This window comes from Flavobacterium xizangense (assembly GCF_054075145.1).
Genome location: NZ_JBSIPG010000008.1, coordinates 97,193 through 109,387 on the forward strand (window position 1 = coordinate 97,193; position 12,195 = coordinate 109,387).

General features: G+C 34.7%; 5 protein-coding genes. 1 reads left to right on the plus strand and 4 read right to left on the minus strand.

Annotation, left to right across the window (positions count from 1 at the left end; translation table 11 throughout):
* Position 1: 1 nt before the first annotated feature.
* From ACWA1B_RS17085 to ACWA1B_RS17100, 4 genes are all read right to left on the minus strand, one after another.
* A complete protein-coding gene (locus ACWA1B_RS17085) occupies positions 2-1,603 on the minus strand; it encodes a RagB/SusD family nutrient uptake outer membrane protein (RefSeq protein ID WP_456908955.1) in 1,602 nt (533 codons plus the stop codon).
* An 11-nt stretch (positions 1,604-1,614) separates the two neighbouring features.
* A complete protein-coding gene (locus ACWA1B_RS17090) occupies positions 1,615-4,626 on the minus strand; it encodes a SusC/RagA family TonB-linked outer membrane protein (RefSeq protein WP_456908957.1) in 3,012 nt (1,003 codons plus the stop codon).
* A 42-nt stretch (positions 4,627-4,668) separates the two neighbouring features.
* A complete protein-coding gene (locus ACWA1B_RS17095; protein ID WP_456908959.1) occupies positions 4,669-6,066 on the minus strand; it encodes a hypothetical protein in 1,398 nt (465 codons plus the stop codon).
* Between the two features lie 833 nt (positions 6,067-6,899).
* Positions 6,900-10,940, minus strand: coding sequence for a two-component regulator propeller domain-containing protein (locus tag ACWA1B_RS17100; protein ID WP_456908961.1), 4,041 nt, complete (start codon positions 10,938-10,940; stop codon positions 6,900-6,902).
* A 593-nt stretch (positions 10,941-11,533) separates the two neighbouring features.
* On the opposite strand from ACWA1B_RS17100, the gene ACWA1B_RS17105 reads away from it, so the two are divergent.
* The gene (locus ACWA1B_RS17105; RefSeq protein WP_456908963.1) at positions 11,534-12,115 is read left to right on the plus strand and encodes a TetR/AcrR family transcriptional regulator; all 582 of its coding nucleotides are present in this window, start codon (positions 11,534-11,536) and stop codon (positions 12,113-12,115) included.
* Positions 12,116-12,195 lie beyond the last annotated feature (80 nt).

A 12,195-nucleotide genomic window follows, 5' to 3' on the forward strand; every position in this document is an offset into this window, starting at 1 on the left:
CTTAATAACCAGGATTTTGTGTGATTAAACCGCCGCTCAAGTCAATTTCCAACTGAGGAATTGGCCATAATAAATTTTTCGCAGGATTAAAATTGATTCCTTTATCCTGAGGTTCTCTTAAGTTTGTCGTTTCGTAAGGATCTGTCGAACTCAAGTTGTATTTAACAAAAGTTCCGTTTGGTCCCATTAAAGATTCGATTACAGGTCTTCCTGTTGTTGGGTCTTTTTCACGACGAATATCATATAAACGCATTCCTTCAAAAGCCAATTCCAAACGACGCTCTTTGTAAATTTGTCTCAATAAAGTTGGTCCGGAAAGTCCTGTTTTTGGATCTAATTTCACACGAGCTCTGATGATGTTGATATCTGCCAAAGCATCTCCGCCAGTATGATAGCTTGCTTCTGCTCTTGTCAGATACATTTCAGCTAAACGAATCAATGGAATATTTAATGGCAAGTGACCATCTTTTTTATCTAAAGAACGACGCGTTGCAATTGGAATATAATATTTACGGCAAATACGTCCTGATTTATTATCATTCAAACTGAATTTATGTGTTGGATTTAAAACCTCATCACCGTAAGCAGCTTCTCCCCATTTCGTAATGGTACTTCTACGACGGATAACATCATTTTCAGATAAATAAGCATTTTCTAAATCACTTGTTGGCATACACCATCCCCAACCGTCAAGAACATCAGCAGCATCATTGCTTGGGAAATTCTTTTTGTCTTCACCTCTTGCTCCAGCTAAAGTTGGCAATGCAGAACCCAAACTTTTATCTTGAACTGATGAAGATTGCGCTTCAAGAATTGACTCCACTCCGTTATGATTGTTTACATTCCAGATGTTCAAGAAATCAGCTTCAAGAGCATAAGGGCCTTCCGTAATAACTTTATTTGAGTATTGTTTTGCCTCAGCCCATTTTTCCTGGAACAAAGACACACGAGCCAATAAGGCATAAGCCGCCCATTTGTTAATTCTTCCGTTTCTGTTAACTGGAATCGTTTCTAATTTTGCAGCCGATTCTTTAAGATCCTTTTCAATTTGTGCATAAACCTCTGCTGCTGAATTGCGCTTTAAAGTCAAATCGCCAGTTCCAAGAGATTTTGTATATACCGGAACTCCTCCAAAAAGATTTACCAACTCATAGTAACAATAGGCTCTCACAAAAAGAGATTCTCCCATATATTGATTTTTTTGAGCTTCAGTAAGTGGCGATGCAGCCATTTTCTCCAAACCAAGATTAGCGGATTGGATCGTGTAAAAATGTGCCGTATAAATACTATTCATATCACCCATATTGTCAGGTGTAATGATGTATTGTGAACATGGTCTGTGCGCACCACTGTCCTGTCCCGTGTTACCCATCCAGGCATCATCAGTCGACATTTCGTTAGTAACTCTTGGCGCAACTAAAGTCCACCAGTCATTCGGAATTAATAATCTGCGTGTTAATTCGTTTGCATAATTCTCGCACTCTTGTGCTGTCTGAAAATAATTTTCTAAGGTTTGTGTTCCTCTTTCTTCTTTTTCAATAAAATCGCTGCAAGAAACTGCTAATAGAGAAAAAGTGATTAATGATACTATTATTTTTTTCATGATCGTTTTTATTAAAATGCTACATTAAGACCCATCAGGATTGTTGGCTGAACCGGATAATTCCATCCTCCAAAACCTGATCCTAAAACTCCACCTCCTACTTCAGGATCAACCCCTGTATAATTTGTCCAAGTCCATAAATTCTGACCTGATAACGAAAGTCTTAGTTTATCTAATCCGAATTTATTATAGAACGAATAACCAACCTGGAGGTTTTTCATACGTACATAAGATCCATCTTCAACATATAAAGAAGAGAATTTTGTAAAGTTTTCGTTGTTGTCATCTTTTGACAAGCGAGGAACATAATTTGAAGTTCCTTCTCCGTGCCAAGCCATTTGATCTAATCCGTTAACTTTATTTGTTAAACTTGCACCATTGTACAAATCTGAAATATTTTGGTTAACCAAATCATTTCCAATACTTGAATAGAAATTCGCTACTAAATCAAAATTTTTGTACGCAAAAGTCAAATTAAGACCTACGTTGTAATCAGCCCAAGGAGAACCAATTTTTGTTCTGTCTTTATCGTCTAATTTTCCGTCGCCGTTAATATCTTTAAAACGAACATCTCCAACTTGTGCATACGGTTGTAATTTTGTTCCGTGCTCGTCTGTATGAGAGTTTAATTCTGTTTGATTTTGGAACAAACCATCAGCAACGTATCCGTAAAAATATCCTGGCTCATTACCTTCAACAGTCAAAGTTCTGTTGCTTGAACCGTATAATTTTTCTCCGTCAGCAGATAAATTTATCATCTTCACATTTACAGTTGTAAAAGTTACATCTACACCGTATGAGAAATCTCCTTTTTTGTCTTTGTAAGAAACCAATAAATCGACACCATTTGATTTCATAGAACCTACGTTTGTCCATATTGTAGAATATCCAGGAAAACCACTATATGTTGGAAATTGTTTTAAGAACAACATATCGTTTGTTTTCTTTTGGTAATATTCTAAAGATCCAGAAAGCTTGTTTTTCCATAATCCGAAATCCAGTCCGAAAGAAACATCTTCAACAGTTTCCCATTTAATGTCTTTATTTGCCATTGTAGAAGGATAAGAAGTATCAGCAATATCATTCCCAATTGGGTAAAAACCTGTTCCTATATTAGATTGATAAACCGCGCTTGGCAAGTTTTGATTTCCTACTTTACCCCAACCTGCTCTAAATCTTAAATCACTTAAAACATCTTTTGTTGATTCCATAAAATCTTCATTCAAAATTCTCCATGAAACTGATGCAGAAGGGAAATTTGCCCATTTGTTGTTTTCCATGAATTTTGAAGAACCGTCACGTCTGAAAGTACCTGTAAAATAATATTTTCCGTCATAGTTATAAGAAAAACGAGAAATATAAGACATTAATGAACTTGACCAGCTGTTACCGCCACTGTTGCGGTTTTTTGTTGCAGCATTTAATTCTCTCATAGAATCAGAGTTGTTAGGAATTCCTTCTCCGTAACCCCAAAGATCATTTCCATTATACTCTTCCATAGTGTTACCAATCATTAAAGAGGCATTATGTTTTTCAGCAAATGTTTTAGTGTAGGTGATTGTATTTTGCCAAGTCCAATCGACATTAGTAGTGTTCCATTTTTCAACACTATTGATTTCAGCTTTTTCGTGTGCAGCATCAATCACAAAGTCAGGGCTGAATCTATTTCTTACTTTGTCGCCTACTTCAATAGAAGCTTGTGAACGAATCACTAAACCTTTGATTGGCGTGTATTGCAAATAACCATTTGTATTCAAGTTGTATTGATCTGTAAAATCATCATAACGTTTTACAGCCGCAACAGGATTCCAGATATAGGACGGAGAGCGTGCATAAATACTGTATTCATTTTCAGTTCCGTTTAATTGATCTGCTGGTTTATAGATTGGCGTAATTGGATCAATTTTATCAAAATCAGCCCAGTTTCCTGGTGAACCATACGTTTCGTAACGAGGGTTTAATGTAATTCCTGCTGAGAATTTATCAGAGAATTTAAAATCGTTTGCAATTCTCATTGTAATTCTTTCCCAACCTCCTACTTCATACATAGATTCTGAATTGTAGTAGTTTAAGCTGATTGCGAAAGTATGTTTTTCAGAACCTCCTGTAACTCCAAGAGAAGCATTCACAACTGGACTTGCTTTTCTAATTCCAGCATTCCACCAATCTGTAGTTTTTCCTTGGTATTGAGAAGGATTTGGCAAATAATCTGAATAGCCTGAATTATTATAAGCCGTATTCATAATTGTTGCATAGCTTTGTGCATCAGCCATATGATACGGATTATTCATAAACTGCATTCCTGAACTTGTATCAAAATTGAATCTTGTTTTTCCAACTTTTCCTTTTTTAGTTGTAATCAGGATAACCCCGTTTGATGCACGTGAACCGTAAATTGCACTTGCAGAAGCGTCTTTCAAAACTTCCATCGATTCAATTTCGTTGTTGCTCAAGAAGTTGATGCTTGTTCCCATCGGAATTCCGTCAACAACATAAAGCGGATCTGTACTTAAGTTTACCGTAGAAATACCACGAATCAATACTCTTGGTTGTGCACCCGGGCCTCCAGCGCCTACAACCTGTACTCCAGAAACTTTTCCCTGAAGTGATTCTGTTACATTTCCCACTGTCATAGTTTGCAACTCTTTTCCTTTTACAGAAGAAATAGAACTCGTTACATCGCTCTTTTTTACAGCAGCATAACCTACAACTACAATTTCATCCAATGCCTGACTTGATTCTTCTAAAACAATATCAAAATTAGTTTTATCACCAACTGGAACTATTTTATTGGCAAAACCAACAAAAGACAATTCAATTTGCGCATTTTTATTCGGAACCTCGATTGCGAACTTCCCATCAAAATCTGTTGACGTGTTAGTTGAAGCTCCTTTTACAACTATATTAACACCCGGAATTGGCACTGCGCCTTTATCCTTAACAGTACCTGTTATTTTTATTTGTCCAAATGATACAGCAGTACACATCAGGGCAATAAAAAATCCTATATATTTAAATTTCATATTAAGCTGTTTTATTTATTAAATGTTATAACAAAGTCATAACTATTTTTTTGTGATAAATACTCTTTCTAACTCAGTATCAAGAACTACTTTGTAAACTCCCGCAGCAGCTGGATATTTAGCATTTCCATTCTCACCTGGCGACATAGTACAGATTCCGTTTTTGATTAATCTCCAAGAAGGATCCCACCATTGGCCTGTAAAAGTGGCTTCCATAGTTCCGGTTAAAGTGTATTCACCAACTAATTGATAAGGATTTGCCGAATTGTTGCTTAGGTGTAATCCCGTCATAACCCACGCATTCCAAGTATCCCAGTTTGCGTCTTTGATTCCGCCACCGCAAACACTCACGAAAGGCCTTCTAAGTGCTGCATCATCATGCCATAATCCATTGGCAATATCAGCCCATACTTTGCTTGTTGGCGCGTATTTCGTAACTGTATACTTCAAAGTATTTGGATTCACTTTAATTTTGTAATATCCTTTTGTTGGCAAAATAATTGGTGCCGAAGCAACATCATCTGCTAATTCTCCTGCAGCATTTAAACCAAAACAATGTGGGGCAAAATCTGATTCCTGACCTAAGAAATAAACTTCTTTGTTGTCTTTATCTGCATAATATTTGAATTCAAAATCCTGTCCGCTTTTTTCGTGGAAATACATCGGAACTCCAACTGCATCAGTAGTCAGGTTTGTACCTTTTGGCTGATCACATAAATAGATTGCCGGATACTCATTTGTAGCCACAATATTTACATTCAAAGATCCAGTGTTCGGAATAGCAAATTTGTCTTTCGCAGTAATTGTCAAAACATAATCTGCAGCTGTTACTGGCAATGTATACGTTTTATTGAAGGTATAAGATTGAGGCGAACCCGTTAATTGAACAGTTTCATCAATTCCTAAAGCAGCACATTTAATTTGTACATAATCAATACCTGAATCGTCGTTCACCACAAAATTTACCGGCATTTGATTACTCGTTGACAATAAAATTACAGCTCCTTCTTTTGGAGAAACCATAGTAATAGATGGTGCAGCAAATTCTCCGTCTAAACGAAGGTTGATTTCCTCATTTACACTATTTCCAGAAACGTCTGTAATAGTCAATTTTATTTTGAAAGCTTCAGAAGTTCCTCTGTTTGCCGGAACTTCAAAAAAGTAGCTTAGATCATATGTTTTCAACAAAGGATCTGTTGCAAACGAAATTACTTTATCAAGTGATAATTCCGGAATTTGGATTTCTACACTTTTTAATCCTAAATCATCAGCAAGCGCCGCTTTGATTTCGAATTTTCTATTTGGCGCGCCATAAATCTCTTTTGTAGCTATCACTACCGTAGGATCATCAGATGGAGCGAAATCTGAATCGTTGCTTTGACATCCTGTAAACAAAACGGCAAAAAGGGCAAGAAAAAATAAAAATTTATTCTTTTTCATTTCTTTAATTTTAAGGTTAGGTTAGTTTGTTCTTTTTAAGCGTAAAGTGATTGTTTAAATAAATGAGTCGGACTCATTTTTGAAGATCTAGAATGTCTTTTCCTTCTTGGAGATGGAAACAGACAATGAAAAATCGGTGGTTTGGTTTTTGTCATGTTAGTAAAGTTTGATTAATATTTCCTTTTTTTTTTCTTTTTTCTAAAACAGTAAAGCTTTATTTTTTTGACCCGCGATTTTTGTCGCGGGCCAGATAAGTAATACGTAAAACCAACTCTTACAATCTTATTTTAAAGAAGGCTCAATTCTTTAAACTGATTAAAAACTTATCAAAAAAATAACACTTATAATTTTACACAGTAATACAACTTAATCTATTACTATCGATGCAAAGAAATGTTTAAATCACACTTCCAAGGAGGGGTAAAATGGAAAAAAAAGGAGGTCAAAATTGCAATTAATCATTATTTGGTATTAAAATTTACAGAGTATTAAAAAATATCTGGATATTTTTACATAATCTGCAATCACTGAAATATCCTTTCATTTGAGACTAAAACGTTTGAAATTTTTCAAAAAAATGCACTCTTATTTGCAAAATGCAATTAAGTCTTTAAGAAAATGTAAAGTCTGAAAATGATTTTTAACTAAAATCGTTGAGCATAATTAATTTTAACACATAGAAAAATAGTTTTAGTAACTTTAAAAAAAAAAAGCGTTTCACTAATTTAAATGCATCCCGAAGCTTCGGGACTATGTGTTAGAAGCATGTTTCTTTTCATATTCTTTTTCGTTCTTATAAATCTATGTTTCTAGTTTAAGATTGCACCAATAGATTAACCAATAATATTCAAATCAGAGTTGAAAGAGCTCTTATATTTCTTAATATATTCCGAAGGCGTCATTCCAAAAAGTTTTACAAACTGTTGTCTAAAATATTTAGGATCTTCAAAACCAACTTCCGCACTTGCTTGTGCAATATTCATGTCTTCTGTAAGCATCAACATTGCCGCTCTACGAATTCGGAGTGATCGTATAAAAGCATTTAATGTCTGTCCGGAAATAATCTTGATTTTAGTATAAAGCGTTCTGTGGCTCATTCCCATTTCCTGAGCAAAAGTCTTTATGGTAAAATCTTTTTTATGAATATTAGCTTCAACAATATCAATACACTTTTTCAGTATAAATTGATATTCGGCCGGAACTTTCTGTGTATTTTCTTTTAATGTAATACTGTCCAGAAAATAAGTACGAAGATTGCTTCTGTTCTTTAATAACGATTCTACACGCGCAACGAGAATATCATCATCAAAAGGTTTCATGATATAATCATCGGCACCGTCATTGATTCCTTGTAAATGTGTTTCAGGATTTTTTGAAGCTGTCAATAAAATAACCGGAATATGTGACAAATCATTGCTTTCCTTAATCTTTCGGCAAAGCTCTAGACCATCCATTTGCTCCATTGTAATGTCGCTGATAACCAAATCAGGCATATGTTTTTTGGTCAATTTCAAACCTTCTTCTCCATTCTCAGCGCTGTAAACCATATAATTTTCAGAAAACAATTTGATCAGATAATTTCTGATATCATCATTATCGTCAATAATTAAAATGGTTCGCTTTTCAGTCAGCATTACGGTTTGAAAATCAGTTTCTGAAATCTGATTATTAATCGAAGTATTTTCTTCAGTATCATCAATATTCAGTTCGTCAAAAAGCTGACTTCTTTGCTGAATATCATTTGTAATAACCGCATTTTCAAAATGACTACTTCCTTTTAAAAATGTCAATTTAAAAATACTTCCTTTTCCAATTTCACTGCTGCAACTTACTTTTCCTTTATGCTTGTCGACAAAATATTTCACGATAAAAAGTCCGATTCCAAAACCAGTACTTATAGAAACTTTCGAATTAATTTGTCTGAATTTCTCGAAAATAACCTCAATATCTGCTTTATCGATTCCTTCTCCGCTGTCTGAAATTTCCATTTCAACATCTGAAATTGTTTCGGTTAATTTCAAACTAATTTCACCGCCAATTGGAGTGTATTTAAAAGCATTCGACATTAAGTTAAAAAGCGAAATTTCGATTTTTTCATAATCGCCAATAATCTCAATTTCATTTTCAGGAATATCAAAATTGTAATTAATGTTTTTGTCTTTTGCCTGATTTACAAAACATTGATAAACTTCATTGCAAAGTTTGTTGACATTTATAGGCGATAATCTAAGCGAATCCGCATCATTTTCAGCTTTTCTGAAAAGCAAAAGCTGATCGACCAAACTCAATAAACGTCTAGCATTTCGGTGTGCAATTGCCAGCTCACTGCCCGAAGATCCGTTTTCGACACTTTCTTTCTGAACTGCTTTTTTCAGCGGATTTATAATCAGCGAAAGCGGCGTTCTGAATTCATGAGAGATATAGGTAAACATTGACGATTGTTTCTCAGCAATTTCCTTTTCTTTCTTGCTTTCTAGTTCGGCGATTTTGACTTTATATTTTAGTGCTTCCTTATTTTTTTCGTAATCCAGATAAACAAAAAGCGCACCCGCAATCCCAAGCAAATACAAGGTATACGCCCACCAAGTTCTGTACCAAGGCGGTAAAACTTCAATTGAAATAAGACTGACTTCTTTGTTCCAGCCTCCTTTTGCGTTTGTCGTTTTTACTTTAAACGTATATTTTCCTTCTGGAAGTCTCGAATAATTTGCTTTTCGGGCCTGACCCACATAATTCCATTGTTCGTCCCAGCCTTCAAGAAAATAGGCATAATTTATTTTATCTGCATTATTATAATCAATTGCTACAAATTCTAATGACAAAGCCGTTTGATCGTAATCTAAACTTACTTCTTTCATTTTGGTCGAATCGTCATTTGTAACTTCGACTTTACTTTCTTCTATCGATTGATTATTCACAGAAAAATCACTCAGCAATAAATTATTCTTCTGATTAAATCCTTTGATTGCCTCAGGAAAAAATATGTTGAAGCCGTTTATTCCGCCAAAAAGAAATTCCCCGGTCGATAATTCAATTCCGGCATTAAAACTAAATTGATTGCTTTGTAAACCATCATTTACAGAGAAATTGCGAAACGTCTGTCTCTTTTTATCAAATCTGCAGACTCCGTTATAGGTACTCATCCAAAGATTTCCTTCCTTATCTTCGAGCAGTCTTAAAATCGTATTTGACGGCAAGCCATCATCTGTTGTCAGCCTTTTAAACGTATTTTTCTTTCGGTCAAATAGTAAAAGTCCGCCCTCCTGAGTTCCCAGCCAGAGATTTTTGTCATTGTCTTCGTGAATGCAACGAATTGGGTTTCCAATCGAAACTTTATTGATTTTTCGTGTATTTTTTTCAATCGAAAACAAATTGGTATAATTTCCGCCCCAAAGTTTTCCATCCCTGGTTTCCGTCAAACATTGCAAGTTTGTAACCGATTTGTCAAAAAGCACAAAACTGTTTTTTGTTCTGTCGAAAAAATACAGCGAACCTTCATTTGTCGCACTCGCCCAAATATTCGATTTTGAATCTTTGTAAACAAACCAAATATTCTTTTCGATTTGTTTTGTAAAAGGATTAAAACAAGAATATTGCGTAACGGAATTGTTCTTCGGATTAATTTTATTGACACCACCCGCCCAGGTCGAAAGCCAGATTTCATTATTATTATCCCGAACAATTCCAGTAATAAAAGGACTTGAAAGTTTATTTCCGTAATTGATATACGAGTTATTTTTTCGGTTCCAATATTTTAATCCCGCGCCGTCAGTTCCCACCCAAAGATTCTTTTTTTCATCTTCACAGAAAGATAAAATGAAGTTTTCGGCAGGATCTTTAGCATTATATCGAATATTTTTAAAATACTTTGGCGAATTGCTCAGCATACTGATACCACCGCGCAAAGAACCAAACCATATGTTTCCGTCTTTATCTTCATACAAACTCCAAACCGAATTGCTTTTTGCCAGTTGATTATCGTTTACATTATTAAACGGAATCGCTTTTTTATTTGTTCCGATGACTTTGTAAATGCCACAACCGTCTGTCGTAATCCAGAGCTCTTTTTTCTTGTCGACCAAAAGATCAGTTACACTGCATTTATTTGGAAAATAATTGTCTGAAATAATTCCCGTTTTTGTGTTGAAGAGAAAAAGTCCTTCATCTGTTCCCAACCAAAGATTTCCGTCAGAAGCTAATTTCATTGCTTTAACTTCTTTTGAAAGCGAAAAAACTGCTTTTAAGGTTCTAGACGAATAACTATAACTGCAAATTCCGACATTGCGCACGTAAACCCACGAATGTTTATTTTTTTTATCTTCCTGAATCGCAATCGCATCGTAATTATTGATGCTGATTTTATTGCCCAAAACAATAAGCGGAATTTGTTTCCCTACAAATGATCCATTTTCAAAACTAACTAAGCCTAAACTCTGCGAAGCAATCAAAAACAGATTTTCAGAAACGGAGCGCATCTGATGAATAATGCCATTTAAGATTTTCTTTTTATTCGATGAAAGATATTCGGCCGGCTGAAATGTGGTCGTTGCTTTGTTGTAAATGCTGATTCCGTTTGCGCCTCCAACCCAAATGTTTTTTCTGGAATCGCCTTCGATATTGTAAATGGCATTAAAAGAAAGTGATTTTTTGTCGTTGATTCGGTTTCTAAAAACTTTAAAATTGTAACCATCGTAACGATTTAGTCCGTCATAAGTTCCAAACCAAAGATAACCGTCGCTGTCCTGAAAAATAGTCGTCACCGAATTGTTAGACAAACCGTCAGAAATATCAAGAAATTTCACCGGATTATCCTGCGCAAAACTCAGCGAAGTGAAACCAAACAGCAGTATAAAATGCAGAACAAAATACTTCAAAATAGTATGCTTTTTTGTGAATTTGTGTAGAAAGCACAATTATAAGCTTATTTATAGGTATTTTGCAAAAATCAATTCATAAAATTTTGATTTTATGGCTGATGTGTAAGAGTAAATCTTACGTTTTTATTTTTAATAAAGATTAGCTTATAAAATGATTTTGTGTTGTTTGATGGTTTGGAAAGAAAGCAAAGTCGGGAGACTTTTGGAAAGATACAATTTCCACGAAGCAAAAAAATTGCGCAAAGTCAGTCCCGAAAGTTTTCGGGATTGCGCAGCTTTTCAGTTGACCACTTTGGAGAGTTGGGACAGATTTGCAATCTGTGTCCATAAAGATTGGACATTATCGCTTTTATAATAAATTTACTTTACGAACTTTACTGTGCGGGCACAGATTGCAAATCTGCGCTAACGAGGCGGGCGGGTTCATCTATATCTTTGTTTACTCCCTTTAAAACAAATATAAATTAAAAATCAAGACTTCAAAAATCAAATAACTTTTATAAAATATCCCCCATTTTAAAATAAAAAGTTAAAATTATTGCAAATTTAGACCGAACGGTCTAAATTTGCAGTGTCAAAATAGGAATATCATGAGCAAAGCAGAAAGAACCAGACAATTTATCATAGAAGCATCGGCGCCCATTATCAATAAAAAAGGAATGGCGGGTACTTCTATCACTGATATTATGGAAGCTACAAAACTTGCAAAAGGCGGTATTTATGGCAACTTTGAAAGCAAGGAAGAAATTTGCATCGAATCATTTATCTATTTGAGAGCGCAACTGGCAAACAAATTAGATACTGCAGTTTCAAAAGGCAAAACGGCACAGGAAAAACTTTTCAATTTACTGGATGTATATGCAAATGACGAAACAATGGTTGACGGTTGTCCAATTTTAAACTTCGGAGTTGATGCAGATGATACGAATCCAACAGTGAAAGAATATGTAAAAAAAGCAATCCAATCAGCTCAAAAAAGATTTTACACCATAATTGAAGATGGAATAAATAATAATGAATTGCAGGCAGAAATTAATCCGCAACAATTTAGCATTAAAACTTTTGCCATGATTGAAGGTGCCATTTTATGCGAAAAAATAAGCGGTGATCACACACAAATGCTAATCGTTTTAGAAAGCATAAAGGATGAATTTAAAAGATATGTTCGATAACATATTTTTTTTACTATTTTTTAGACCGTTCGGTCTAATTTAAATTAAATAAGTTTCAATTGAAACACAACAAAAAACAA